23 protein-coding genes and 1 pseudogene are annotated in these 25,991 nt (G+C 71.8%); 10 read left to right on the top strand and 14 right to left on the bottom strand.

Annotated elements, in window-relative coordinates:
* Nucleotides 1–17: 17 nt before the first annotated feature.
* The 4 genes from ACWER9_RS19630 to ACWER9_RS19615 all read right to left on the bottom strand — a co-directional run bounded on the left by ACWER9_RS19630 (nucleotide 18) and on the right by ACWER9_RS19615 (nucleotide 3,403).
* Entirely contained in the window at nucleotides 18–830 is an 813-nt protein-coding gene (locus tag ACWER9_RS19630) for an amino acid ABC transporter ATP-binding protein (RefSeq protein ID WP_452303179.1), read from the bottom strand.
* A gap of 4 nt (nucleotides 831–834) precedes the next feature.
* Entirely contained in the window at nucleotides 835–1,629 is a 795-nt protein-coding gene (locus tag ACWER9_RS19625) for an amino acid ABC transporter permease (protein WP_452303178.1), read from the bottom strand.
* A 101-nt stretch (nucleotides 1,630–1,730) separates the two neighbouring features.
* Nucleotides 1,731–2,549 carry a basic amino acid ABC transporter substrate-binding protein gene (locus ACWER9_RS19620; protein ID WP_452303177.1) on the bottom strand — a complete coding sequence of 273 codons (819 nt, stop codon included), beginning with the start codon at nucleotides 2,547–2,549 and terminating at the stop codon, nucleotides 1,731–1,733.
* 176 nt (nucleotides 2,550–2,725) lie between these two features.
* A complete protein-coding gene (locus ACWER9_RS19615; protein WP_452303176.1) occupies nucleotides 2,726–3,403 on the bottom strand; it encodes a hypothetical protein in 678 nt (225 codons plus the stop codon).
* A gap of 234 nt (nucleotides 3,404–3,637) precedes the next feature.
* On the opposite strand from ACWER9_RS19615, the pseudogene ACWER9_RS19610 reads away from it, so the two are divergent.
* The 4 genes and pseudogenes from ACWER9_RS19610 to ACWER9_RS19595 all read left to right on the top strand — a co-directional run.
* Nucleotides 3,638–3,778 (top strand): annotated as a pseudogene (locus ACWER9_RS19610) (SipW-dependent-type signal peptide-containing protein); the annotation flags it as partial.
* Between the two features lie 484 nt (nucleotides 3,779–4,262).
* Nucleotides 4,263–4,895, top strand: a complete 633-nt coding sequence (locus ACWER9_RS19605; RefSeq protein ID WP_452303175.1) for a SipW-dependent-type signal peptide-containing protein — start codon at nucleotides 4,263–4,265, stop codon at nucleotides 4,893–4,895.
* Between the two features lie 11 nt (nucleotides 4,896–4,906).
* Nucleotides 4,907–6,199 (top strand): signal peptidase I, encoded by a 1,293-nt coding sequence (locus ACWER9_RS19600; RefSeq protein ID WP_452303174.1) that lies wholly within the window; start codon nucleotides 4,907–4,909, stop codon nucleotides 6,197–6,199.
* On the top strand, nucleotides 6,196–6,681 hold the full coding sequence (locus ACWER9_RS19595) for a hypothetical protein (protein WP_452303173.1): 486 nt from the start codon (nucleotides 6,196–6,198) through the stop codon (nucleotides 6,679–6,681). Before ACWER9_RS19600 ends, ACWER9_RS19595 begins: the two co-directional genes overlap by 4 nt.
* Here the strand turns inward: ACWER9_RS19595 and ACWER9_RS19590 are convergent.
* From ACWER9_RS19590 to ACWER9_RS19580, 3 genes are read right to left on the bottom strand one after another with little or no spacing between them, the layout of a single operon-like run.
* Entirely contained in the window at nucleotides 6,660–7,589 is a 930-nt protein-coding gene (locus ACWER9_RS19590; RefSeq protein WP_452303172.1) for a sulfotransferase family protein, read from the bottom strand. The genes ACWER9_RS19595 and ACWER9_RS19590 overlap by 22 nt on opposite strands.
* Before the next feature lie 2 nt (nucleotides 7,590–7,591).
* Entirely contained in the window at nucleotides 7,592–8,593 is a 1,002-nt protein-coding gene (locus ACWER9_RS19585) for a sulfotransferase (protein ID WP_452303171.1), read from the bottom strand.
* Nucleotides 8,590–9,864, bottom strand: a complete 1,275-nt coding sequence (locus ACWER9_RS19580) for a glycosyltransferase family 4 protein (RefSeq protein ID WP_452303170.1) — start codon at nucleotides 9,862–9,864, stop codon at nucleotides 8,590–8,592. The genes ACWER9_RS19585 and ACWER9_RS19580 overlap by 4 nt, the downstream gene beginning before the upstream one ends.
* A 260-nt stretch (nucleotides 9,865–10,124) precedes the next feature.
* On the opposite strand from ACWER9_RS19580, the gene ACWER9_RS19575 reads away from it, so the two are divergent.
* From ACWER9_RS19575 to ACWER9_RS19565, 3 genes are read left to right on the top strand one after another with little or no spacing between them, the layout of a single operon-like run.
* A complete protein-coding gene (locus tag ACWER9_RS19575) occupies nucleotides 10,125–11,081 on the top strand; it encodes a hypothetical protein (RefSeq protein ID WP_452303169.1) in 957 nt (318 codons plus the stop codon).
* A complete protein-coding gene (locus ACWER9_RS19570) occupies nucleotides 11,074–11,853 on the top strand; it encodes a sulfotransferase family protein (RefSeq protein WP_452303168.1) in 780 nt (259 codons plus the stop codon). Before ACWER9_RS19575 ends, ACWER9_RS19570 begins: the two co-directional genes overlap by 8 nt.
* Complete coding sequence (locus tag ACWER9_RS19565; protein ID WP_452303167.1) at nucleotides 11,850–13,337, top strand: hypothetical protein; 1,488 nt, start codon at nucleotides 11,850–11,852, stop codon at nucleotides 13,335–13,337. Before ACWER9_RS19570 ends, ACWER9_RS19565 begins: the two co-directional genes overlap by 4 nt.
* Here the strand turns inward: ACWER9_RS19565 and ACWER9_RS19560 are convergent.
* From ACWER9_RS19560 to ACWER9_RS19530, 7 genes are all read right to left on the bottom strand, one after another.
* The gene (locus ACWER9_RS19560) at nucleotides 13,334–14,185 is read right to left on the bottom strand and encodes a sulfotransferase family protein (protein WP_452303166.1); all 852 of its coding nucleotides are present in this window, start codon (nucleotides 14,183–14,185) and stop codon (nucleotides 13,334–13,336) included. The genes ACWER9_RS19565 and ACWER9_RS19560 overlap by 4 nt on opposite strands.
* On the bottom strand, nucleotides 14,182–15,747 hold the full coding sequence (locus tag ACWER9_RS19555; RefSeq protein WP_452303165.1) for an oligosaccharide flippase family protein: 1,566 nt from the start codon (nucleotides 15,745–15,747) through the stop codon (nucleotides 14,182–14,184). Before ACWER9_RS19555 ends, ACWER9_RS19560 begins: the two co-directional genes overlap by 4 nt.
* A 22-nt stretch (nucleotides 15,748–15,769) precedes the next feature.
* Nucleotides 15,770–16,771, bottom strand: a complete 1,002-nt coding sequence (locus ACWER9_RS19550; protein ID WP_452303164.1) for a Wzz/FepE/Etk N-terminal domain-containing protein — start codon at nucleotides 16,769–16,771, stop codon at nucleotides 15,770–15,772.
* A 25-nt stretch (nucleotides 16,772–16,796) separates the two neighbouring features.
* Nucleotides 16,797–18,254: an O-antigen ligase family protein gene (locus tag ACWER9_RS19545; protein WP_452303163.1), complete on the bottom strand. Its 1,458-nt coding sequence runs from the start codon at nucleotides 18,252–18,254 to the stop codon at nucleotides 16,797–16,799.
* A 181-nt stretch (nucleotides 18,255–18,435) separates the two neighbouring features.
* Nucleotides 18,436–19,728 carry a glycosyltransferase family 4 protein gene (locus tag ACWER9_RS19540; RefSeq protein WP_452303162.1) on the bottom strand — a complete coding sequence of 431 codons (1,293 nt, stop codon included), beginning with the start codon at nucleotides 19,726–19,728 and terminating at the stop codon, nucleotides 18,436–18,438.
* A 245-nt stretch (nucleotides 19,729–19,973) separates the two neighbouring features.
* Nucleotides 19,974–22,250 (bottom strand): catalase/peroxidase HPI, encoded by a 2,277-nt coding sequence (gene katG, locus ACWER9_RS19535; RefSeq protein ID WP_452303161.1) that lies wholly within the window; start codon nucleotides 22,248–22,250, stop codon nucleotides 19,974–19,976.
* A complete protein-coding gene (locus ACWER9_RS19530) occupies nucleotides 22,247–22,702 on the bottom strand; it encodes a Fur family transcriptional regulator (RefSeq protein WP_452303213.1) in 456 nt (151 codons plus the stop codon). Before ACWER9_RS19530 ends, katG begins: the two co-directional genes overlap by 4 nt.
* Before the next feature lie 198 nt (nucleotides 22,703–22,900).
* On the opposite strand from ACWER9_RS19530, the gene ACWER9_RS19525 reads away from it, so the two are divergent.
* The 3 genes from ACWER9_RS19525 to ACWER9_RS19515 all read left to right on the top strand — a co-directional run bounded on the left by ACWER9_RS19525 (nucleotide 22,901) and on the right by ACWER9_RS19515 (nucleotide 25,908).
* The gene (locus ACWER9_RS19525) at nucleotides 22,901–23,308 is read left to right on the top strand and encodes a YciI family protein (protein WP_452303160.1); all 408 of its coding nucleotides are present in this window, start codon (nucleotides 22,901–22,903) and stop codon (nucleotides 23,306–23,308) included.
* Nucleotides 23,309–23,316: 8 nt separating this feature from the next.
* Complete coding sequence (locus tag ACWER9_RS19520) at nucleotides 23,317–24,462, top strand: RNA polymerase sigma factor (protein WP_452303212.1); 1,146 nt, start codon at nucleotides 23,317–23,319, stop codon at nucleotides 24,460–24,462.
* Nucleotides 24,463–24,882: 420 nt separating this feature from the next.
* Nucleotides 24,883–25,908, top strand: coding sequence for a glycoside hydrolase family 11 protein (locus ACWER9_RS19515; protein ID WP_452303159.1), 1,026 nt, complete (start codon nucleotides 24,883–24,885; stop codon nucleotides 25,906–25,908).
* The last annotated feature ends 83 nt before the right edge of the window (nucleotides 25,909–25,991 follow it).

Here is a 25,991-nt window from a genome sequence, read left to right as displayed (position 1 = left end):
ATCGTGCGCTCGTTCGGCTAGTCGGACGCGCCGGGCGGCGTGGGCGCCTCATCGGGCGCACCGAGCCGCGCGACACGGGTCGGGTCGAGGACCCGGGAGAGGAACGCGCGGGTGCGTTCGTGCTTCGGCGCACCCAGCACCTCCTGCGGCGGTCCCTGCTCGACCACCACGCCACCATCCATGAACACCACCCGGTCGGCGACGTCGCGGGCGAACGCCATCTCGTGGGTCACCACCATCATCGTCATGCCGTCCTCGGCCAACTTGCGCATGACGGTGAGCACGTCGCCGACGAGTTCCGGGTCGAGCGCGGAGGTCGGCTCGTCGAAGAGCATCAGCTTCGGCTCCATCGACAGCGACCGGGCGATCGCCGCGCGCTGTTGCTGCCCACCGGAGAGCTGCGCCGGGAAAGCGTCGGCCTTGTCGGTCAGTCCGACGCGCTCCAGGTTGGCCCGCGCGATGCGCTCGGCCTCGGCCCGACCCCGCCGGAGCACCCGCCGCTGGGCGATGGTGAGGTTGTTCAGGACGGTCAGGTGCGGAAACAGGTTGAACGACTGGAACACCATGCCGATGCCGCGACGGACCGCATCGATCTCGACGTCCGGGTCGGTCATCTCGACCCCGTTCACCCAGATCGTGCCGGCCGTCGGCTGCTCCAGCAGGTCGACGCAGCGCAGCAGGGTCGACTTGCCGGAGCCGGACGGCCCGATCACGCAGACCACCTCACCCTGGCCGACCTCGAAGTCGATGCCCTTGAGCACCTCGAGCGGCCCGAAGGACTTGTGCAGGTCGCGGATCTCGACGGCGGGGCGGGGCGGGGTGGTCGTCATGGGGTCACCGGGCCTTGGCGTAGCGGAGTTCGAGGCGTCGTACCACCTGGGACAGGGGCAGGGTGATGATCAGGTAGGCGAGGCCGGCCACCAGCAGCGGGGTCGCGTTCACCCGGTCGTTGAGCATGTCCCGCCCGAACTTGGTGATCTCGATGGTCTGCGCCGTCACACCGAGCACGTAGGCCAGCGACGAGTCCTTGGTGAGCAGGATGAGCTCGTTCGTCAGCGGCGGGATCACGATCCGGAACGCCTGCGGGACGACGATCGTGCGCATGGCGGTGAAGTGCGACATGCCGAGGGTCCGCGCCGCCTCCATCTGCCCCTTCGGCACGGCCTGGATGCCGGCCCGGATGGTCTCCGCCATGTACGCGGCGGCGGTCAACCCGAGGCCGATCGCGATCGAGCCGAACACCCCGCCCGGAATCTCGCGCTCCGGAAAGGCGATCGGGATGCCGTACCCGACGAGGAAGAGCACCAGCAGCGCGGGCAGCCCCCGGAACAGCTCGATGTACGCCGTCGCCACCCAGCGGTACGGCGCTACCCGGGACAGCCGCATCAGCGCCAGGATGGTGCCGAACACGAGGCCGAAGGCGAACGCGCCAAGCGTGTAGAGGACCGTGTTGCGCAGCGCGACGGTGATGATCGTCGGGAACATCGACGTGATGATGTCGACGCGGAAGAACGCGTCGGCCAACCTGCCCCAGTCCGCGGCGACGAGCACCGTGGCGATGATGGCGATGAAGACCAGGTACTGGAGCCCGAGGGACAGCCGCTCCCGCTGGCGACGTCGCAGCTTCACGTTCGCTCGTTGCCTTCCCGGAGGGTTACCGACACGGAGGGCGCGCGGGACGCGCGCCCTCCGGTACTACGTGGTGCTCAGGCGCTCGGCCGCTCTGCGGCTCAGGCGCTCGGCCGCTTACCGATCCACTTCTCGTAGATCGTGTTGTACGTGCCGTCCTGCTTGGCCTTGGCCAGCACCTCGTTGATCTTCTTGAGCAGCTCCGGGTTGGCGTCCTTCTTCACCGGGAAGCCGTACTGCTCGCCGGTGTCGAACTCGGCGGCCACCTCGAACCCGCCCGGGTTCTTCTTCAGGTACTCGGTCCAGACCGGCAGGTCGTTGATGGCGGCCTCGACCTGGCCGTTGGCGACGGCCTGCTGCAGGGCGGCGAGGTCCTCGAACTCGACGAGCTTCAGGCCCTTCTCCGCCTCGAGCTTCTTGGCGTAGTCACGACCCGTGGTGGCCGCCTGGACGCCGAGCTTCCTGCCCTTGAGGTCGTCGAGCGACTTGTACGTCTTGCCGGTCTTCACCAGCATCGCCTGGGTGGCGTCGAAGTACGGGTCGGAGAAGTCGATGACCTTCTTCCGCTCCTCGGTGATGGTCATGCCGGCGGCGGCCGCGTCGCACTTGCCGGTGTTGAGGTCCTGGCCGGACTTGATCCCCTCGAACGGGGTGTCGATGATCGTCTGCTCGACGCCCAGCTCCTTGGCCACCAGATCCATGATCTCGACGTCGAAGCCGGTCACCGTGCCGCTGGCGTCCTTGGACTGGAACGGCGGATACGGCAGGTGGGTGCAGACGGTCAGCTTGCCCGCCGAGACCAGCTTGACGCCGCTGGCCTGGACCTCACTGTCGTCCTTCTTGGCGCAACCCGCGGTCAGCGCGAGGGCGGTGACGGCCACGACGAGGCCGGCCTGGCGGACGGCGCTTGGGAACCTCACGGCTGTGTCCCTCCGATTCGGCTTCCATTGCACAGAAAGCCAATCTGGTTAATAGACTTTGCGATAAGCGACCGTACCCGATCCGGCGCGTCGCCCCCAGGTCGCGCGGCGACCTCTCGCCCGGCCCGGCACACCACGCCCGGCCGGCAAACCCGACACAAGCGCCGGAAAGGGTCTCAGCCGCCGGTTCCCTCGGCCGCTCCGTCCGGGGTGAGGGCCCCCTCGTGGGGGTCTGTGTCCAGGAACACGTGTTGGTGGCCGTGGCCAGCGTCGACGCTGATCTGGTCGAGCTGGGTCGCCGCGACCGACCAGATCGTCGCGGCCTCGGCCGCCTGCCGCGCGGTGACGTCCAGCAGGGCCGCACGCTGCGCGGGCGGGACGCTGGCGGCCAGTGCGTAGGCATCGACGGCGAGCGACGCCTGCTGGACCGCTCCGCGCAGGCCTCCGCGCGCCACGTTGGTGGCGGTGGTCCCCGAGGGCGGCTCGGCGAACGGTTGGGCCGCCTGGCGCATGACGTCCTGCCACTGGCGCGCCTTCGCCGCGTCCGGCGCGCCGGTGCCGGTCGCCTCCGTCTTGATGGCGGACAGGACCGGGGCGACCTGGTCGCGCACGCGGCGGGCCGTCTCGGTCAGCTCCACGATCTGCTGGGCGTCCCGCTTCGCCTCGGCCTCCTTGATGGTCGCGATTGTCGCCTCGGTGGCGTCGGGACGGCCCACCTGATAGCCGATCAGCCCACCCAGCAACGCGGTGGCCAGCGCGATCACACCCGCGACCGCCGCGAAACGCGCTGTGCGGCCCGGACGCCCGCCGGCCTTGTCCAACAGGTAAGAGGGTCGGCCGGTGCGGCGCGCCATCGCATCTCCTCACATCGATGGTGTGGGGCCAAAGATTAGCCGCCCGTCACGACGTCCGTCGATAGCGCCGAGCTGCGGACTCACCCGCGCCAACAGCACCCAATCTGCTTGTTTGCACGGATTTGGCCTTTTTGTCCGGATTCGGTACCTAGGGCGGCCCTTGCCCCACCATCACCAACCCAGGACAGCCAATCGCGTCGCACCGAGGAGGACAAGTTGAGTGAACCCACAGGGATGACACCGGACGAATCGAGCGGTCGAGGACGCCGGCGCAAGATCAGAGCCATCATGGCCGGTGGGCTCGCCCTCGGCCTCGGCGCGACGATCACCCTCGCGGCCTGGAACGACTCGGAGTACGCCACGGGCACGTTCACGGCGGGCACGTTCAGCATGGAGGGCAGCACGAACGGCACCACCTACGCGGAGCACCCCACCGCCGGTACGGCCGCGGCGTTGGTCTTCAGCACCGGCTTCGACGACATCAGCCCCGGCGACGTGGTCGCGGCCCCCTTCGCTGTCCGGTTGACCGCTGCCACGACCTACGACGCGACAGTCACGGTGGCGTCGGCGACCCCCGCTCCGCCCGGCTTCGTCGGCCTCACCTACGGCATCGCCACCGTTCCGGCCTTCGCCGACTGCAGCGCCACACCCACCACCCCGACCTGGATCGTGGCACAGGGCACGGCGCTCAACTCGGTGACCGGGGCGGTCGTTCAACCTGACACAGGGCACGCCCCCCACGACGCCCGGGGCTCCGGTGAACCTGTGCTTCGTCGTCACGGCGGGACCCACCCTGGTGCAGGGCACGACGGTCACGGAAACCTGGCAACTCCTGGCCGAGTCCGTATAGGCGGCGGCCGTGGTCAACAGTCGGACACCGGCCGGAACACCACGGCCGCGCCGGACCCGTGCCGTACTCGCCGGCGCACTCGTTCTCGGCCTGGGAACGACGTCCACGCTCGCCGCGTGGACCGACAGCGAGTACGGCACCGGGTCGTTCGGCGCCAGCGTCTTCGGCACCGAATCACAGACCGCCTCCAGCAGTTGGGCGAGCCACACTCCGGCGGTCAACGCCGCGACGTTGGCGTTCAATGCGACGGCGATGTCCCCCTCGGTGTCCTTCTACGCCTTCCTGGACATCCGGACGACCGCGACGACGAACGTCGGCGGCGCGGTGGCGCTGACGAGTTCCACGAACAACTCGGGTGCGCTGCTGCCCGCGCTCGAGTACCGCGCGGTGCGGACGGCCACCAGCAGCACCACGTGTGCCGCCGCCGCGTTCACCGGTACGCCGACGTGGATCGTCGGGCCCAGCTACTCGGCCATCACCTCGGTGCCCGGCTCGCCGGTCTCGTCCACCATCACGGTTCCGGGCGGTGCGACACCGCAGCTGAGGTTCTGCTTCGAGGTACGGGTCCAGTCCGGCGCCAGTAACGCGTACCAGGGCACGACCGGCACGGTCACCTGGGAATTCACTGCCACGTCTACGTAAAGGATCTACACATGGTGGGACGCGTGCGTCGACGGCACGGCACCCTCGCCCGGGTCGGCGACCTGGCGCTGACGGTGCTCGCCGTCGGCGGGACGGTGTGTGTCGTCCTCGTCCCGCTGGCGTTCTTCTTCGACATCTCACTCATCCTGTTCAAGACCGGATCGATGAGCCCGACCATCCCCGCCGGCTCGCTGGCCGTGGTGCGTGAGGTTCCCGCGTCCGAGGTGGCGGTGGGTGACGTCGTCACCGTCGACCGCACGCCGTTGCCACCGATCACCCACCGGGTCGTCGTCATCGCCAACGGTGGCGGGCCGGCCCGCCTGCTCACCCTGCGCGGGGACGCGAACCAGTCCAACGACGCCGCACCGTACGCGGTCACCACGGTACGGCTCGTCGAGTGGTCGGTGCCCAGGCTCGGCTACGCGGTACGCACCGTGTCGAACGTGTACGCGATGAGTGCGATCACCATCGGGACCGCCGCGATCGTCACCTGGGCGTTCTGGCCACGTGCCACCGAGCCGCAGACCCGGCGGCGCGGAACGTGGCCGCGCCGGGGACCGGGCTCGCCGACGCCCGACCCGGCGGGAACAGACGTCGGCGTCGGCACCCCCGCCAGCGACGCGACAGGGCGCCACGACTCGACTCTGCGGCGCATGGTCGTCCTGGTGGCGGTGCTGCCCGGCGTAACGGCCGCCGTGCTGGCCAGCCCCGGACAGGCACGCGCGGACCCGACCGACGAGGTCATCCGCAGCCGGTACCTCACCCTGGTCTCGATCGGCGACCAGGACCGCATGACGAACCTCGCGCCGAACGAACCGGTGCCCTGGCAGGTGGGCGTATCAGCCCACGCGAAGCAGCCCGGCGAGGTGACCATCGCGCTGTCGGCGCTGGGCCCCCTCGCCGTCGATCCGGACGGACTCCAGGTCATGGTGGCCGTCTGTGCCCTGCGGTGGGTGCGGGGTGCCTGCCCCACCGGCCAGGGCGAGCAGGTCCTCGCCGACGGGCCCGCCACCAGACTGGCCGCACACCCGGTCACCATCAGCTCGATGCGCGCCGACCAGCAGCGCTGGGTCCTCGTCACCGCGAGCCTGCTCGCCCGATCCACCGCCTCCGGATCGGCGGATCTGGTCCTCACGGCGACCGGCTTCGGCGACCGGGCAACGGCGGGTGGCACGGTGGGGCCGCTGCCGCGTACCGGTGCCAACCTGTGGACGCCGGTGCTGGCCGGTGCCGGTGTGCTCCTCGCCGGCCTGCTGCTCATCCTCGTCACGCGCCGACACCGGCTGAAGGTGGAGCGGCCATGAGGCGTCGGCGGGCTCCGGCTCCGGCGGTCGCGGCCCAGACCTGCCGCGCTCGGCGGCGTTGGCTGGCGAGCGCTGCGGCACTCCTGCTCGCCGGCGCCGTCGTGCTCGCACCGCCACAGTCGACGCTTGCGGCGTGGACGGACACCGAGTACGGGACCGGCTCCCTGCAGGCCGGCACGGTCAGCCCACCGACGAACCTGCAATGCACGGCGGGCCTGTCCACCCCGCCGACCTTCACCTGGACCCTGCCGGTCGGCGGCCTGACCCGCAGCGGGTTCACGTGGTCGCTGTCGGGCGGCTTCACCGGCGGCGGAACTCTCGGCGCCAGCGCCACCTCGGTCACCGTCCCCGGCGGGTTGCTGGGCATCGGAACCGGCACCTTCCGCCTGGTGGCGAACGGCCCCGGCGGCTGGACGTCGACAGCCGTCACCGGAACGGTCGGCATGGTGACCGCGCTGCTCTACTCGTGCAGCGTGCCGTAGACCGGGTAGCCCCACTCGGCAAGGGGTTTCTCCAGCACCCGCTCGATCGCGACGAGCTGCGCCGGGCTGAGTTCGTCCCGGTACGCCTCCGCCCGACCCACGGTGAAGTCGTACCGGGAGAAGCCCTTCGCGAAGGCGGACGACCAGCTCAGGCCGAGGAAGTCGAGCATCCGCCCGACCTGCTCGCGCGGCTGCTCGACGAGGTCCTCGTAGCGCACGTCCAACCACTTGTCGGCCGGGTGCCGCAGCCGGGCCTGCGCGAAGGCGTCCATCAGCATCTTCCAGCCCAGCGCGGCGAGCACCGGGAAGGACCGGTCGGACTCGATCCACTCCTCCCGTAGGTCGGACGGGAGCGGGCCGTAGATCCAGTTGTCCGGCCCGCGCCAGCCGTCCCACCAGCCCATCTGCAGCCACGAGTTGGCCACCGCCCGGCCGTCGCGCACCACGTTGACCACCCGCAGCTCCGGGTACGCGGCGTGCAGCAGGCCGGTTCGCGGCCAGCCTGTGACGTGCTGCACCAACTGCTGACAGCGCTGCCGGGCGATCCGCTCGTCGAAGAAGGCCCGCAGCCGGCGGGCCACGAACGGGGTCAGGTCCTCGGCCAGCAGGTCCCGGCACGGGCGGGAGAAGCCGGCAAGCACCTGCCGGTCGAGCAGGTGGTACGCCTCTGACGGCGCCACCCGGAGCCGGCCTCGCTCGATCAACCGTCGACTGTGTCGCAACGAGGTCATCCCCGTCGGGCGGGGCGCCGAGCGCCGGTAGAGCGCCCCGTTGAACCTGCCCTTGGGGTTGAGCCGGGCGAGTTTGTCGTCCAGGCCGGAGACGAAGCCGACCGCGGGATGCCGGGAGAGCAACTCCTGGACCAGGGTCGAGCCGCAGCGACCGGTGCCCACCACCAGTGAGAGCATGTTCAGCCTTCCTGCCGGGTGGCGGGTGACGGGGAGACGACCGGGTCCGCGCCGAGGCGGGCCGCGGGGCGGCGCACCGGGTAGCCGAACCGGGTCAGGGCCACGGCGGTCAGCCCGGTCACCACGGCGTACGCGCGGGTGGGGAGCCCGGTCAGCCACTCGGTGTCGGCGACCACGTCGACGAGTCCGGTGCGGTGCCGCGAGGGATTGCCCGCCACCGAGTGGGTGGCTGTGAGTCGCACCGTGGCCGGTGTCGGGAACGGAAGCTCGTCGGGGCTCGCGCCGACGAAGCCGGCGATGCGAGCGGTGGTGACGGCCGGGTCGGCCACGAAGTCCTCGTACCGCACCCGCAGGTAGCGGCCCGGTGCCCGGCGGCCGCCCCACAGTCGTACGGTCGCGGTGTTCCAGACCAGCCAGAGCAGCGCGGCCTTGCCGACCGGTGGACGGCTCATCAGCTGGTCGCCGACGCGCCCGTCGAGGGTGCGTCGGCGACGCCAGGAGTACGCGGTGGCGCGCGGGTCGCGCACCACGTGCAGGACGTACAGGTCGATGCCGGGAAGGCTGCCGAGCAGGGCGCCGTAGGGCGGCAGCTTGGAGGAGTCGACGATGACACCGTCGGGCCGTCCGGCCAGGGCGTGCTCGGCGATCGAGGCGTAGAGCCGGGCCAGGTGCCTGTCGTCCGGGTGACCCGCGACCGGCGGACGCCCCCGAGCCCGGCGGCGCAGCAGTGCGGGCAGCCCACGCAGCCGCAGCCGCTGGGCCAACCGGGCGGCGATCCCGGCCGGGTCGGCGTCGGTCAGGTCGGCGCGCACCCGGGCCCAGAGCGGGCAGTCGGCCACCGGGGATCCGCAGCCGCAGGGCCGGTTCTCCAGGATGCCGCGCCGCCACAGGTAGCGCAGCTCGCCGGCCGCGAAGAAGCCCGGCAACTGTCCCAGGACCGTGGTCACCAGCGTGCTGCCACTGCGACCGCTGCCGGCGAGGTAGAGCACCCGCACCTGGCTCACCGGGCCGCTCCCCCACCGGCGGCGGCCCGCCGCCGCGGCGGCAGCGCCCCGGCGGCCTCCGCGTACAGCCCTCGGATCCGGTCCAGGTGCCGGTCCGGAGCGAACTGGGCGGCGATCTTCGCCCGGCCGGCCCGACCCATCCGGTACGCCCGCTCGGGGTCGGCCACGATGTCGTTGAGCGCGTCGCCGAGGGCGGTGGGCCGGTCGGCGACGACGATGCGGCCATCCACCTCCGGCTCGACGAGTTCGGGCAGCCCGCCCAGGTCGGTGGCGACCACCGGCACACCGCAGGCGAAGGCCTCCAGCACCGCCATCGGTTGGTTCTCGTGCCAGCGCGACGGTACGGCGACCACCGCCGCCGAACGGATCAGCTCGTGCAGGCGTGGCTTGTCGAGACGGCCGTGGAACCGGATCCGGCCGGGCGCCCGCCGCGCGGCGAGTTCCTCCAGCGCCGGGCGGGCCGGGCCGTCTCCGGCGATGTCCACAGTGACCCCGTCCGGCAGCGCGGCGGCCGCCTCGATCAGCACGTCGACGCCCTTCTCCGGCGCCAGCCGGCCGGCGTAGACGACACCGCCGCCGGGCGTCTGTTTCGCCGCGACGCCGGTCAGGTCGACGAAGTGGTTGACCACCCGCAACCGGTCCGGGTAGACGCCCGCGCGGCGCATCACGTCGGCCAGGAACACGCTCGGGCTGACGAAGAGCTGCACCGGGTCGTACGCGTCGAACTGCCGGTGCAACCAGGACTCGACCGCGAGCAGTCCGCTGCGCGACAGCGACCCGTCCTTGCAGCGGCGGCGGGCCGCCTGCAACGGGCCGCCGGTGACGCACGCCTGGCAGGGGCGGCCCCGGTCCAGCAGTTGGTAGCTCGGGCAGGCGAGCTTGTAGTCGTGCATGGTCAGCACGCACGGCACGCCGGCCGCGCGGGCCGCGGCGAGCACCGACGGGGAGAGCTGGTGGTAGATGTTGTGCAGGTGCAGCACGTCAGGTCGAAAGTCGTCGATCGCCCGGGCGAGGCCGCGGCGGCTCGTCGGCGACCACAGCATCCGACCGACGGCCACCGCGCGGGGCCGTACTCCGCGCGGCGCCGGCTCCAACTCCACTTCGGACGGGAACAGCGCGGCGTACGGCAGCGGTGACTCGTTCTCGGGGTGACGCATGCCGAAGGAGGCGACCGTGTCGCCGGCGGCCCGTTGCAGGTCGGCGAGGTCGAGCAGATACCCCTCCGCGCCGCCACGGCGGTAGAGGAACTTGTTCACATGCAGCACGCGCATCGACTCGGCCTGCTCACGTCGATCGGGCGAACCGGGCCCGGAGGTGATGACCGAGGTCTGCCCGCCCCGGCCACGGCCCACGGTATGCAGGGCAGGTCGGCGAGTCCAGTTCACGTTTGGCAGGTGTGGCTGAACGGGTGATCTTCGTCTGCCCGTGCGGTCCGCAGCCTGGCCTCCCGCCGTGATCTCCGGATAGCCTGGCTGCCGCCGGTCGCGCCCGCTCTGGTGCTGGGCCGGGCCGGTGCCCGACGAGGAGGACCGTGGCAGCCGACGACGAGGTCTCCGCGCTCGCGTACACCGCGCGGCGGGTCCGGCGGCACCTGCGCTGGGCGCGCACCGAGGGGATCGGTCGGCTGGTCGAGGAGGACCGCCTCAACCCGGTCGACCGCATCGGCACCGCCCTCGCCAAGCGACGGTGGCGACGACGGGCCGGCCGGGCGCCGGGCTCGGCGATGCCGGTCTATCTCGTCGGTCTGCAACGCTCCGGCACGAACATGCTGGTCCGGGGCCTGGACGCCGCCCCCGAGGTCGAGGTGCGCAACGAGAACGACAGCACCCTCTTCCACCGTTTCCAGCTCCGCCCGGATCCGGTGCTGACCGCCACGCTGCGGCGCAGCCGGCACGCGTACGTCCTGGTCAAGCCGCTCTGCGAGAGCCACCGCGTGGACGAGTTGCTGGCCCTGCCGGGGCTGACACCCGGGCGCGCGCTGTGGGTCTACCGCGACGTCGACGACCGGGCCCGCTCCGAGGTCGCCAAGTTCAGCGACGCCAACCTGCGCGCCCTGCGGGCGATCGCCGACGGCAGCATCGGCCGACGGTGGCAGGGGCAGCGCCTCGACGCCGACACCGTCGAGCTGGTCCGGGCCCACGACCCGCAGCGGTTGGACCCGCACAGCGGCGCGGCGCTGTTCTGGTACGTCCGCAACTCACTCGTCTTCCAGCTCGGTCTGGACCGGCGGCCCGACGTGCTGCTCTGCCACTACGACAGCCTGGTCGCGGAGCCGGCGGCGCAGGTCCGGCGGCTCTGCGCCTTCCTCGACTTCCCGTACCATCCCCGGCTGCACGCGCACATCGCCCCCCGCACGTCGCACGCGGGCGACCGGCGGCTACCGATCGACCCGCGGGTCCGGGCTCGCTGCGACGAGCTGGCCGACCGACTGGACCGCGCCGTGGCCGACGCCCGACCCGAGACGACGAAGGCGGTCGACAGTGACTGAGACCGGAACCCGCACCGCGCCGATCTTCCTGGTCGGGTGCCAGCGGTCCGGCACCACGATGGTGCGCCTCGTCCTGGACTCGCACTCCCGGATCAGCTGCGGCCCGGAGACCCGCTTCCTGCCGGACCTGCGACGGATCGTCGGCCGGGACTGGGATCGACTGGCCCGCTTCGGCTTCCCCCGCGAGGACTGGCTGCGCCGGATCCGGGACTTCTTCGGCGGTGTGCACGCCGACTACGCCGCCGCGCGGGGCAAGACCCGGTGGGCCGACAAGACCCCGCTGTACGCGATGTCGCTCGACTTCGTCACCGAGGTGTTCCCGGACGCCCAGATCGTGCACCTCATCCGGGACGGACGCGACGTGGTGGTCTCGCACCGCAAACGGTTCGGCTACTGGTCGGCGGTGAAGTGCGTGGTGAAGTGGCCGCGCTACATCCGCACCGCGCGGGCCGTCGGCGCCACCCTGCCCCCGGACCGCTACTACGAGCTGCGGTACGAGCAGGCGGTCGGCGAACCGGAGAAGACCATGCGCGGCCTCTTCGAGTTCCTCGGCGAGCCCTGGGAGGACGGCATCCTCGACTACGACAGCAAGCAGCACGACGTGGCGCAGAAGTACACCACCGAGGCGGAGCGGCGACGGGCGGCGGTGGGCGACACCGCGCCGATCTACGGCTCCCGGGTGGGCAGCTACCGCCGCGAGCTCGACCCGTTCCTGCGCCTGCTGGTCTGGGTCTTCTCCGGTCGGACCCTGCGCGCCCTGGGCTACCGGTGACCCGCCCGGCGCGGCTACGCGCGGTCGCCGCGGTCGTCGCCACGCTCCTGGTCAGCACCGGCTGCACCGCCCGCGACGACGACCCGCCACCGGCCGCCACCCCCTCCGCGACGACGACACCCGGAGCGACCGGCACACCCGGCGCGACAGGCACCGTCGGCCTGGTGGGCAACCCGTTCGGCGCGCACTGGGACTGGTCGCGGTACCAGCAGTTCGAGCCGTACCTGCGCCGGCTCGCCGGTTCGGCGACGTACGAGGAGATCTCCTGGTGCGAGATCGAACGGACCCCGGGGCAGACGGACTGGGCCGGGCTGGACGAGATCGCCACCCGCAGCCGGGACCTGGGCATCACCCTGCACCTGAAGATCCGCACCGGTGTGTGTTGGGCGACCGGTGGCACCGCGCGCTACACCCGGGGCGCGGCGAACAAGACCGAGTCGGCGATGCCCGGCGACCTCGGCGCGTACCAGCGCTTCGTCCGCTCGGTGGTGCAGCGCTACGGCCCGTACGGGGTGCGGGAGTACGCCATCGAGAACGAGGTCAACGCGCCGAGCTACTGGGCGGGCAGCCCCGAGGAGTACGCGCGGCTGGTCCGGGCCGCCGCCGAGACGATCCGCGCGACCGACCCGGAGGCGCGGGTGGTCGACTCCGGCATCAGCAGCGTCGCGTACGGCATGGGCGTCGCCGACCGGCTGGTACGCGCCGACCGTGTGCCCGAGGCCATCGCCGCCTACCAGGCGTACTTCACGCGTCGGGTCGGCACCCGGGGGCAGCAGATCCCGGCGGTGACCGGGGAGGCGCAGCTGCGGACGGCGCTCGGCACCGCGACCAACAGCCGCAGCCTGCGCTTCCTGGCGGTGACCGAGTCGCTGCTTGCCGAGCGCACCGTCGACGTCCGGCAGGTGCACTTCTACGAGCACTTCAGCGGGGTGGCCCCGCTGCTGGACTACCTGCGCGCGACCACACCGGCGGGTACGCCGATCCAGGCGTGGGAGGTCGGGCAGTTCTGGCGCGACGGTGACGGTGACCCGGCCAGCCGTGCAGCGGAGATGGTCAAGACGGTCACCCTGCTTGCCGCCGGTGGGGTCGGTGAGGTCAGTTGGCTGCCGTTGGCGTACAACCCGAACAACGCGGCCGGTAGCGAGGTCCGCTACGGCCTGCTCGAACCGGACGGCACCGAACGGGAGGCCGGCCGGATGCTTGCCGCCCTTGCCGACGCGGCCCGGGACGCCACCGTCACTCCGCTGCCCGCCTCGGTGGCCGGTCGGCTGGCCGGGGTCGCGTTCGTCCGGGGCGGGTCGAGCACGCTGGTGCTCTGGTCGGCGGCGAACACACCAGTGACCGTGCCGGCGACACCCGGCGGACGCTCCGGCGCGGTGGGCTCACCGCTGGATGCGGCCAGTGCCGGCACCACGGTGACCGACGTCCCCGTGCTGCTCCGCGCCGACCAGCCGGTGGACCGGATCCTCGCCACCGTGCGCTAGTCGGGCCAGGTTTCCGGCCAGCCCAACAGGGCGGCCAGGCGCGCGTTGTGCGGCGCGAACTGCTCGATCAGGCGCTCCCGCAGGGCCGGGGTCAGCTCGGACACACCCGGGTCGACGCGGCGGGTGTGCCGGGCGAACGCCTCCGGGGTGAAGGCCGGCAGGCCGAGGAAACGCACGATGTCGCCGTACGTGCCGGCCGGGTCGGCGTGCAGGTCTTCGGTCCGGGCGACGTGGATGCGCTCCCGGGGGACGTGCGCGAACCACCGGTGCAGCTGCTCCGCGTAGCGGCCCCGGGCCGCGTAGGAGAAGTTGCGCAACACCCCGTGCGCGGCCGGGCTGTCCGGGCCGCCCCGCGTCGCCCCGGCCAGCCGCTCCTCCTCGGCGTCCAGCGCGTCGGCGAAGGTGAGCGGCTCGACGCCGTACGAGCGGGTGTGCAGGTAGTGCGAGTAGGCCCGCTGCACCGGGTCACGCAGCAGGACGACGAAGCGGGCCTGCGGCAGTGTCGCCGCGACCCGGGCCGGCACGCTCGGGTGGAACAGGTAGTAGGGGCTCGCCTCGAACGTCCGCTCACCGGGGGCCAGCCGTGGAAAGTGCCCCCGGTACCAGCGCACCCCACGGGCGTGGTGGACGCTGAAGTACTGCAACTCCTTGCCGCTGGCCGCGCGTACCCGGGGATGCGCCGCGAGGTGGTGGTACAGCGACGTGGTGCCGCAGCGCTGCCCACCGATCACCAGGAAGTCGGGCAGCGGGCCCGGCTCCCCCGGTCGGGCCGCCCGTCCCCAGGCCCGCGCCGCGCGGACCCCCCGGCGCAGCCGGTCGGTGACCTGACGCCGCGCGCCGCCGGTCACGAGCCGACCCGGGCGGCGGGGCGGGGGGCGGCGGGGCGGCGGCCACCCCGGCGGGTCACCGAGCGCAGCACCATGACGTCCTCCCGGCTGAGACCGAGGGCGAGCACGGTGGCGAGGTACGCCACCACGATCGCGGCCAGACCGACCGCGAGCTGCACGGTCCAGCCCTCGACCAGCCACCGCACACCGAACCCGACGCCAAGCGCGACAAGCGCGGCGACCAGACCCTTGACCATGCCCACCGTGACCGGCACGGTGTGCACCTGCGCGCGCACCTGCCAGACCCGGGCGATGTTCACCGCCGCCAACGACACCGCCCAGGCCACCGCCGCGCCGAGGATGCCGTACGCCGGGATGAGCCAGAGGTTGAGCAGGACGTTGAGCACCAGGGCCGCGAGGTTGTCCGCCATGTTGACCGAGACCCGGCCGGACATGTTCAGCAGCGTCCCGCACGGCCCGGTCGCGGCGTTGACGAGCTGACCGAGGGCCAGCACGACCGTCACCGCCGCGCCGCCGACCAGACCCGGCCCGCCGACGAGGCGCAGCAGCTGCTCCGGTAAGACCAGCAACGCCACGAAGGCCGGAAGCGACAGCCGGAGCACCCAGCCGGTGGCGACCCGGTAGATCCGGCGCACCTCGTCCAGTCGACCCTGGTGGTAGAGGTGCGCCAGGTGCGGGCCGAACGAGGCGTTGACAGGTGCCAGCACGAACACCGCGATCGTCACCAGCCGGGTCGCCACGTGGTAGACGCCGATCGCGTCGGGTCCGTAGTCGAAGAAGCCGAGCAGCAACGCGTCCACCCAGATCAGCCCGGTGGACGACAGCGAGGAGACCCAGCTGACGGTGGAGAACCGGAACAGCTCGCCCGGCCGGTACACGGGTCGGGCGGTGGGTACCCGGCGCACCATCCGGGCGAGCGCCACGAGGGCGAACGCGGCGGCGCTCCAACTCCCCGCCACCAGCGCCCAGAACGCGCCGGTGAGGCCCGCCCCGAGAGCGAGTGCCAGGGCGGTGAGCACCAGCCGGGCGGCCGGCTCGTAGACCTGACCGATCAGCGCGTAGGCCCGTTGGGTACGCCAACCCCGGGTGGCCGCGAGCGCGGCCTCGCAGACGGTCGTGGCGGGCAGGCACAACGCCACCAACCGCAGCCCGGTGGTGAGCTGCGGGTCGTGCAGGGCGGCGGCCAGCCACGGCGCGCCGGCCGCCAGGCCGACGGCGATCACTGTGGACGCGCCGGCCGAGATGCCGAGCCCGAGCCGGATCGCGCCCCGGAGGGCGGCCGGCTCGTCGTCGGCGAGGTGCACCGCCACGAACCGGGTCAGCCCGGCCCGGAAGCCGGAGAGGGAGAGCAGGCCCAGCAGCGACAGCACGGCGTAGACCTGGGCGTACCGGCCCAGCTCGGGCACCCCCAGGGCCCGGGCCAGCACCAGCATGACCAGGAAGAGCGCCACCTGGCTGAGCACGGCGCTGGCCAGGTTCAGCACACCGCCGCGGGCCATGCCGCGTACCTGCTTGTCGCCGGCCTCCGGCGCGGGCGGCGGGCGGCCGGTCACCTCGCGCACCCGGCGGCCCGTTCCCCGCCGGTCACGGCCGTGCCGCGCCCACGGTCTCCGCCGGCGCCGGGGATGCCACCGGCGGCGCCGGGCGGGCGGTGGCACGACCCCGGGAGAGCAGTTCGAGTACGCCCACCAGCAGCACGCCGAGCAGCAGGCCCGCGCCGCCCACCGGCAGGGCGGTACGCACCAGCTCGGTCATCCGGCTGACCTCGTGCGCCTCGCCGATGCTCGTCACCTGTTTCGGGTCGGCGGCCTGGGCCTGCGCCCGTGCCGCCTGCAACCCCTCCCGCGCCTGGGACAGGGCGTTCGTCGCCGCGTCCCGCTGGGCCAGCAGGGCCTGGTAGTCGGGGAGCTTCGGCCCCAGCTCGTCGAGCTTCTTCTGGGCGGAGGTGATGGCGGCGGTCGCCGCGTCGACACCGCGACCGTTGCCGACCGCCTGCATGGAGAGCTGCTGTTGGCGCAGGCTGGTCAGCTCGCCGAGCGTGGCCTGGTAGATCCGGTCCGGCTGGGAGACCTTGTTCGCCTTCTCCCACTCGCCGATCGCCCTGGTCGTCGCGGTGACGTCGGCGTTGGCCGCCTCGACCTCGCTGGTGGCGATGCCGACCTGGGAGGAGAACAGGAAGGCCAACGCCCGGGTGGTGGTCGCGGTCAGCACCGGCGCGACGGCCGCCCGGTCACCGGCGGTGTACGTCACCTCGAGTTGGCTGCTCGCACCGACCTGGGTGATGGCGAGCCCGTCGCGCAGCCGCTCGGGCGACACCCCGGTGTCGGCGGCCACGTCGGCGAGGACCCGGGGCGAGGTGACCGCCGCGCCGAACGCCGCGACGAACTGGTTCGCCGCCTGCGTACCGGTGTACTGCGTCCCGGCCGCGCCGCCCACCAGCGCCGGCGCCGCCACGTACGCGGTCCCGTCGAACTGCTGAGGCGCGAGCAGGACGATGGCCGCCGCGGCACCGGTGGCGAGCACCGGCACCCCCACGAGTACCCAGAGACGCCGCCGGGCGACCCGCAGGTAGTCGACGATCTCCACCTTTTTCCCCAATGCTGTCGTTCAGTCAAACCGGGATGGACGTGCGTCGTGGCTGCTCGCCGGCCGGGTTCGGAGCCGGCTGGCGGGCGATCGCGCTGGCCGCCGCGGCGAACGCGACGAAGTACCAGAGGGTTACCACGTTGGAGATGACGTTGGAGGCGGCACTGACCGCCACGAACGCGGCGGCGCAGCCGGTGAACCCGACCGCGACGCCACGCTCGAAGCTGCCCGGCGGCGCCCGGCGCAGCGCGCGCCGCGCGGTGTGCAGAAAAGCAAGAAGCATCAGCAGGTACGCCCCGAGACCGAGCAGCCCGGTCTCCACGTACGCCCGCAGGAAGTCGTTGTGCGGTTTCTTCGCCTCGTCGGTCTCGCGTTGGGTCATGTTCGGCCCGATGCCGGTCACCGGATTGCGGTCGGCGAGCGTGACGATCTCGGTCCAGTAGCCGATCCGCCAGGCCAGGGTGTTTCCGGTCGGGTCTCCGCCGACCGCACGCGACGTACCGAGTTGGGCGAAGCGTTCGCCGACGGCGGGCACCAGGGCCACCCCGGCGACCGCCACCACGCAGAGGGTGACGAGCATCCGCTTGCTGCGGTGCAGCGCCGCGACCACCACCAGGCCGATCGCCGCGCCGAGCAGGGCGCTTCGGGTGTTGGTGAGGAGCAGGAACAGCAGTGAGAGCGCCAGCAACACCCCGAGCGACGTCCGCAGTCGACGGCCCAGGAAGCGATAGACGGCGAACCCGAAGATCACCATGAACATCAGGTAGCGACCGAAGGTGGTCGACTGGCTGAACGTGCCGCTGATCCGGGTGAAGTCGCCCTTCACCTCGGCCGGCGGGTTGCCGAGCAGCGACAGGACGACTGTGTAGCCGAGCGCCAGCACCAGTGAGGCGTAGCAGGCGAGCAGGACCCGACGGATCGCCGCAGTGTCCGGCATGAGCTGTTCCAGCACCACGAACATCACCACCACGGTGAGGATCCGCAACGCCTCCAGCAGGCTGTTCGCCGGTCGGCTGGCACCGAGGGCGCTGACCACGCTGCTGGCGCCGACGAGCAGCATGGCCCAGCTGAGTGGGGAGCCGCGCAACCGCCCATGCCGGCTGAGCTGGGCGGCCAGCCAGAGCCCGGCGGCGAGGAGGAACAGCACCGCGAGCAGCGTGGAGGGGTCCACCGCACGGGCCGCTCCGGCGGAGTCGGCCTGGCCGGCGCTCGGACCGGTCAGCTTGAACAGGTCCACGCAGGAGCGCACCGCGAGCATCAGCAGCACGTACCCGGCGAACCGGGTGAGCGCGAGGACGGCCACCGCGACCCCGGCGACCGCCGCGAGCGGCAGCACCATGCCCCTACGGTCACCGGCCGCCATGGAGACACCCGCGAGCACCGCCACGACCGCGGCGGCCAACGCCGCGCCGCCGGTGAGCAGGCGGGTCGGGTCGAGTCGCCCGCTCAGACGCGGGGTGACCTGCTGCGTGTCCTGTTCCACTGATCCCACTGAACTGAATCGGCGCTGCCCGGCCGCTGCCGGGCGCGGCCCACCGATGTCCTCCCGGCACAAGATCGGTTCAATCTAGCCCGGTCGCCCGGACGGCAGAAGGGGCCGTTGCGCCGACTGCTTTCTCCTCCGCGGGGCCGATCCGACACTCCCCGGCGGATCCGCCGCCCGGTCAGTCGGCGTCCGCCACGGGTCGTGCCCGGGCCCGCCGGCCCGGCTCCGGCGCCAGCTGGAGATAGAGCCGCTCCACCTCGCGAGCGGCGGTGTCCCAGCTGTACCTGCCGGTGACCCGCTCGCTCAGCGCGATGGCACCGGCCCGTTCCTCCGGCAGGTCGGCCAGCAGCGACGTCAGCACCCGGACCAGGTCGTCCTCGTCGCCGTCGCGGAACAGCCGCCCTCCGGCCGCGTCGGACCGCAGCACCTCGACGTGCGGCGCGATGTCGCTCGCGACCACCGGCAGCCCGTACGCGGCGGCCTCCAGCAACGTCAACGGCAGTCCCTCCAACCGGGACGGCTGGACGAAGCCGGCCGCGCTGGAGTACAGCTCGGCGAGCAGGTCGCCGTACGCGAACCCGGTGAAGACGATCCGGTCGTCCGTGCCGGCCTCGCGGCGCAGCCGGTCCACGAAGTCGTCGGTGAACGACGAGCCCCCGACGATCGCCAGGCGCATCGGGGTCCGGGTGCGGCGGAAGGCCCGAATCAGCAGGTCGGCCGCCTTCTCCGGAACCAGCCGACCGACGAGCAGCAGGTAGCCGCCGGGGGTCAGGCCGAACCGCTCCTGGATCTGACGGGTCCGCGCCGGTCGGGGCGGGTTCACCCCGTTCGGGATGTAGGTCGTCGGGCTGCCGAACCGGGTGCCGTAGTGGGCCGCGAGCCCCTGGGACACCGCCACCCGCTGGTGCGGGACGTACCCGCTGAGCCAGTGGGCGCTGCCCAGCACCGCCCGCGCGGCGAGCCCCCACTTGCCCCGCTGGTTGTCCAACCCGTGCACGGTCAGCACCACGCGCGCCCGGGACAGGGCGCGCGGAAGCGGCGCGACCAGGGCCGGCCCGAGCCCGTGGTAGTGCACGATGTCGGGTCTGGCGGTCATCGCCGCCACTGTGGAGGTCGCCGCGTGCACGATGGCGTCGAGGTGCTTGCTTGCGATCGTCTGGGTCTGGCGCAGCCGTACGCCCCGGTAGCCGTCGGCGGGCGTCTCGCCGTAACTGCGGCGGCAGTACACGGTGACCTCGTGGCCGTAGCCGGCGAGCCGGCTGGCCATCTCCTCCACGTGCCGTTCGATCCCGCCGTAGGTCGCCGGGATGCCCTTCTGGCCGATCATCGCGATCCGCAGCGGACGCCAGGCGGTGTCGGTGTCGGCCACACCCGCTCCGGACGGGCGTGTGGGGGCCACCCGCTGCCGGGGAATCGCGAGGCTTGCCGCGTGCTGGTCCACGTCCTCGGCCTGCAGGTCGGGATGGGCCACGTTGACTCCCCTGCGTGACTAGGTCCGCGCCCACCGCCCGGCCAGGTCAACACCTTGCCATGGATGGGCCCGTCTGCCAGCTGATCAATGAGACAGAAAAATCATCCATGGGATTCGCTATGCAGGGAATGGCACTGGGGTGACCGTGAGGTGGACGGCGACGGTGCCGCGTCGAACGGCCCGCACAGCGCGACGAGCCCCGGTCGATCGCGTACGGATCGGCCGGGGCTCGTCGGGAGTACCTGTCAGGCGAGATCGAACCGGTCGAGCTGCATGACCTTGGTCCACGCGGACACGAAGTCGGTCACGAACTTGGCACGGGCGTCCTGGCTGGCGTAGACCTCCGCGAGGGCGCGCAGCTGCGAGTTGGACCCGAAGATGAGGTCGACCGCGGTGGCGGTCCACTTCACCTCATCGGTGGCCAGGTCGCGGATCTCGTACACGTGCTCGTCGGACTTCGACGCGCTCCACCGGGTGCCCGGGGAGAGCAGGTTGGCGAAGAAGTCGTTGGTGAGCACACCCGGCCGGTCGGTCAGGACACCGTGCTTGCTGCCGCCGACGTTGGCGCCGAGGGAGCGCAGGCCGCCGATGAGGACGGTCATCTCGGGCGCGGTCAGGTTGAGCATGTAGGCGCGGTCGACGAGCAGCACCTCCGGCTGGGTCTTCTCGCCGGCGCGCAGGTAGTTGCGGAAACCGTCGGCGCGGGGCTCCAGGACCCGGAAGGAGTCGGTGTCGGTCTGCTCCTGGGTGGCGTCGGTGCGGCCCGCCCGGAACGGCACGGTCACCTCGACGCCGGCATCCCGCGCCGCCTTCTCCACAGCGGCCGAACCAGCAAGCGCGATCAGGTCGGCGAGCGAGATCTTCGCGCCCCCGGCCGCGTTGAACTCCTGCTGGATGCCCTCGAGGGCGGTCAGGACGGTGGCCAGCTGCTCGGGCTGGTTGACCTCCCAGCTGCGCTGCGGCTCAAGGCGGATGCGCGCACCGTTGGCGCCGCCGCGCTTGTCGGTGTGCCGGAAGCTCGCGGCCGAGGCCCAGGCGGTGGAGACCAACTGGTCGACGGTGAGGCCGGACTCCAGCACCTTCGCCTTGAGGGCGGCGACGTCGGCGTCACCCACCAGCTCGTGGTCGACGGCCGGCACCGGGTCCTGCCACAGCTGCGGCTCGGCCACCCACGGGCCGAGGAAGCGCTCGATCGGGCCCATGTCGCGGTGCAGCAGCTTGTACCAGGCCTTGGCGAACGCCAGGGCGAACTGGTCGGGGTTCTCCAGGAAGCGGCGGGAGATCTTCTCGTACGCCGGGTCGACCCGCAGCGACAGGTCGGTCGTGAGCATCGTCGGACGGTGCTTCTTCGCCGGGTCGAAGGCGTCCGGGATGATCGCCTCGGCGTCCTTGGCGACCCACTGCTTCGCGCCACCGGGGCTGGTGGTCAGCTCCCACTCGTAACCGAAGAGGATCTCGAAGAAGCGGTTGCTCCACTGCGTCGGCACGTCGGTCCACGTCACCTCGAGCCCACTGGTGATCGTGTCGGCGCCCTTGCCGCTGCCGTGGGTGCTCAGCCAGCCCAGGCCCTGCGCCTCCAGCGGGGCGCCCTCGGGCTCCGCGCCCACGTGGTTGTCGGCGACGCCGGCACCGTGGGTCTTGCCGAAGGTGTGACCACCGGCGATGAGGGCGACGGTCTCCTCGTCGTTCATCGCCATCCGGCCGAAGGTCTCCCGGATGAAGTGCGCCGCCGCGGCCGGGTCGGCGTTACCACGCGGGCCCTCCGGGTTGACGTAGATGAGCCCCATCTCGGTCGCGCCGACGCCGGCCGACATCTCCGTCTCGGAGGCGTAGCGCTCGTCGCCGAGCCAGGTGTCCTCCGGACCCCAGAAGATCTCCTCCGGCTCCCAGACGTCCTCGCGACCGAAGCCGAAGCCGAAGGTCTTGAAGCCCATCGACTCCAGGGCCACGTTGCCGGCGAGCACGAGCAGGTCGGCCCAGGAGATCTGCTGGCCGTACTTCTGCTTGACCGGCCAGAGCAGGCGACGGGCCTTGTCCAGGTTGGCGTTGTCCGGCCAGCTGTTGAGCGGCGCGAACCGCTGCCCACCGTCGCCGGCGCCGCCGCGGCCGTCCTCGATGCGGTACGTGCCGGCGGCGTGCCAGCTCATCCGGATCATCAGGCCGCCGTAGTGACCGAAGTCCGCCGGCCACCAGTCCTGCGAGGTGGTGAGGACCTCGACGATGTCGCGCTTGAGGGCCTCGACGTCGAGCTTCGCGAACTCCTTGGCGTAGCTGAAGTCCTCGCCCAGCGGGTTGCCCTTGGACGAGTGGGCGTGCAGCACCGAGAGGTCGAGCTGGTTGGGCCACCAGTCCCGGTTGGTACGCGGACGGCCGCCGGTCTTCGGGGTCGGCGAGTCGATCGCCGGGTTCTCACTCTCGCTGCCGTGCGCGGTCACCGAGTCGTGCGCGACCGGGCAGCCGGCCGCTGCCTTCTGGTCCACGCCCTGCGCACTGGTGGGGCCGTTGTCCTGGGTGTCGCTCATGTGCTTCCTTCCGAGCTTGCGGATCTCTGGGGCGTGCGGTCGGCCGCGCAGTCGGGGCAGGTGCCCCAGTAGACGACCTCCGCCTCGTCGACCACGAACCCGTGGTCGCCCGAGGCGGTGAGACAGGGGGCGTGGCCGACGGCGCAGTCGACGTCGGCGATGGTGCCGCAGGAGCGGCACACGATGTGGTGGTGATTGTCGGAGACCCGGGACTCGTAACGGGCGGTCGCGCCGGCCGGCTGGATGCGCCGCACCAGACCGGCGTCGGTGAGGACGCGCAGCACGTCGTACACCGCCTGGTGGGAGATCGTGGGATGATCCGAACGGACCAGCCTGATCACCGCGTCGGTGCCGACGTGCGGGTGGTCGCGCAACGCCGCGAGCACCGCCAACCGGGGCCGGGTCACGCGCAACGAGGCCGCCCGCAGCTGCGCCTCGAAGTCCGACATCACGGGTACGAACACTAGCTCACTATTTTGGAACGAATCAAGTTTCCCGCCGCCCGAGGTATCCCAACGGGGGACGATTCACCCGAGGTTAACCTGCCGGATGAAGAAAACCGGACAGCCATGTCGAGAAGTGCCGACCGGCTCCGTCCCCGTAGTGAGTGCGACCACGATGGGTCGCAGCCAGCACCGAGGAGCATCACGATGGCGAAGTACCTGCTGCTCAAGCACTACCGGGGCGCCCCGGCCGCGGTCAACGACGTGCCGATGGACCGGTGGACGCCGGCGGAGATCTCGGCTCACATGCAGTACATGCGCGACTTCGCGGACCGACTCGAGGAGACCGGCGAGTTCGTCGACGGCCAGGCGCTCGCCCCGGAGGGGACGTTCGTCCGGTACGACGGCGAGGGTCGTCCGCCGGTCACCGACGGCCCCTTCGCCGAGACCAAGGACCTCATCGCGGGCTGGATGGTGATCGACGTCGACAGCTACGACCGGGCCGTCGAGTTGGCCGGGGAGTTGTCGGCCGCACCCGGGGCGGGCGGGAAGCCCATCCACGAGTGGCTGGAGCTGCGCCCGTTCCTGAGCGAGCCGCCGACCATCACGGAGTGACGACCTCGATGGACGAGACGCTGCTGCGCAGCCTCACGCCGAGCGTCCTCGGAATCCTCGTCCGCCGCGGAATCGACTTCGCGGCGGCCGAGGACGCCGTGCAGGACGCCCTGGTCGAGGCGGTCCGCGTCTGGCCGGCCGACCCGCCGCGTGACCCGAAGGGCTGGTTGACCACCGTGGCGTGGCGACGGTTCCTCGACACCGCCCGCGCCGACGCCGCCCGCCGTCGGCGTGAGGACCTAGTCGACGAGGAGCCGACGCCGGGGCCCGCCCCCACCGTGGACGACACGCTCCGGCTGTACTTCCTGTGCGCCCACCCGTCGTTGACGCCGTCCTCGGCGGTCGCGCTCACGCTGCGCGCCGTCGGTGGGCTGACCACCCGGCAGATCGCGCACGCCTATCTGGTGCCCGAGGCGACCATGGCGCAGCGCATCAGCCGGGCGAAACGCTCCGTCTCCGGGCTGCGCTTCGACCGACCGGGTGACGTCGCGACCGTGCTGCGCGTCCTCTACCTCGTCTTCAACGAGGGCTACTCCGGCGACGTGGACCTCGCCGCCGAGGCCATCCGGCTCACCCGGCAGCTCGCGGCCGCGATCGACCACCCCGAGGTGGCGGGGCTGCTCGCCCTCATGCTGCTGCACCACGCCCGACGCGCCGCCCGGACCGCGCCCGACGGGACCCTGGTGCCCCTCGCCGAGCAGGACCGCAGCCGCTGGAACACCCGGTCGATCGCCGAGGGCGTCGCGATCCTGCAGGCGGCCCTCGCCCGCGACCAACTGGGCGAGTTCCAGGCCCAGGCCGCCATCGCGGCACTGCACGCGGACGCGCCGACCGCCGCCGAGACCGACTGGGTGCAGATCGTGGAGTGGTACGACGAACTCGCGCGCCTGACCGAGAACCCCGTCGTCCTGCTCAACCGCGCCGTGGCGATCGGCGCGGCCGACGGACCCCGGGCCGGCCTGACGGCGCTCGCGGCCGTGGACAGTGCGCTACCCAGGTACGCCGCGGCGGCGGCGTACCTGCACGAGCGCGACGGCGACCTGGCGACGGCGGCCCGGCTCTACGCCGAGGCGGCCCGGCAGGCCGCCAACCTCGCCGAACGCGACCACCTGACCCGCCAGGCCGCCCGGCTCAACGCCCTCGGGCGTCGCTGACCGGCAGAGCAACGGAAGCCTGCTTGCCAGGCCCGGCATGGGCGGTCCGGAAAGTTCCCGGAAGTTTCGGCGGCCGCCACTCGGACCGAGATCCGCCGTCGAGATTCCGCAGCGCACCCAGGCAACCTCTGATCGACTACTGACCTGGATGGATGCTGAGCGACGGCGGCAGCGGTGTTGCCACCCTGTTTCCGAAAATTATTGACAAGTCGACGACCCGGTTAATACGGTCGCCATCGACGGCATTCGATTGTCGTCGGCACCAGCCACCACGACCCACTTCTCCGGTCGCCGTGCAGCACGACCGGCCCACCACCACCGAGCGGTACGACGCCGTGGCCGACAGTTGACCACCGGCAGCCTGCCGAGGCGTACCGCGCCGCTGGCCCCCGCCAGCCGTCACGAGGAGGCAACAGTTCCATGACCGACACCAGCCACACCACGCGCAGAGGGCGCGGCCGCATGCGGTTGCTCCTCGGCGCCGCATGCGCCGCCGTCGTGGCCGTCGCGGGCACGATGACGGCCACCAACGCGTACGCCGAGGCCGACCGGACCCTCACGTCGAACCTCACCGGCACCCACAACGGGTACTACTTCTCGTTCTGGAAGGACAGCGGCAACGCCAGCATGACGCTGCGCGCTGACGGTCGATACACCAGCAGTTGGGACAGGAGCACCAACAACTGGGTCGGTGGCAAGGGTTGGGCCACCGGCAACCGACGGACGGTGACCTACTCGGGCAGCTACAACCCGGGCAACAACAACACCTACCTGGCCCTGTACGGGTGGACGCGCAACCCGCTCATCGAGTACTACGTGGTGGAGAACTTCGGCAGCTACAACCCGAGCAGCGGCGCCACCCGGATGGGCACGGTCACCACCGACGGCGGCACCTACGACATCCTCCGCAGCCAGCGGGTCAACGCCCCGTCGATCGACGGCAACCAGACGTTCTACCAGTTCTGGAGCGTCCGCCAGCAGAAGCGTTCGAGTGGCACCATCACCACCGCCAACCACTTCGACGCCTGGGCCCGTGCCGGCCTGAACCTCGGCAGCAACCACAGCTACCAGGTCATGGCCACCGAGGGCTACCAGAGCCAGGGCAGCTCCGACATCACCGTCCGGGAGGGCAGCGGCGGCAGCAACCCGACCTCCGGGCCCACCACCGGCAACCCGGGGACCGGCAACTGCAACGCGACGATCTCCGCCGGCCAGCAGTGGGGTGACCGGTTCAACTTGAACGTCGCGGTCAGCGGCACCAACAACTGGGTGGTCAGCCTCGGCCTCGGTGGCGGCCAGAGCATCCAGAACAGTTGGAACGCCTCGGTCAGCGGCAGCAGCGGCACCGTCACCGCGCGACCGAACGGCAACGGCAACAACTTCGGGATCACGGTCATGGCCAACGGCAACTGGACCTGGCCGACGATCAGCTGCAGCAGCAGTTAGCCCCGATAGAACTCCGTACACCGGGGTGGCTGCCGAGGACGAGGACGACGACGGTCAGGCCGCGTCGGGTCGCAGGTACGCGC

This window comes from Micromonospora sp. NPDC003944, from assembly GCF_053605225.1.
The sequence above is the reverse complement of the archived record's forward strand: the minus strand, read 5'-3'. Positions and strand labels throughout refer to the sequence as shown.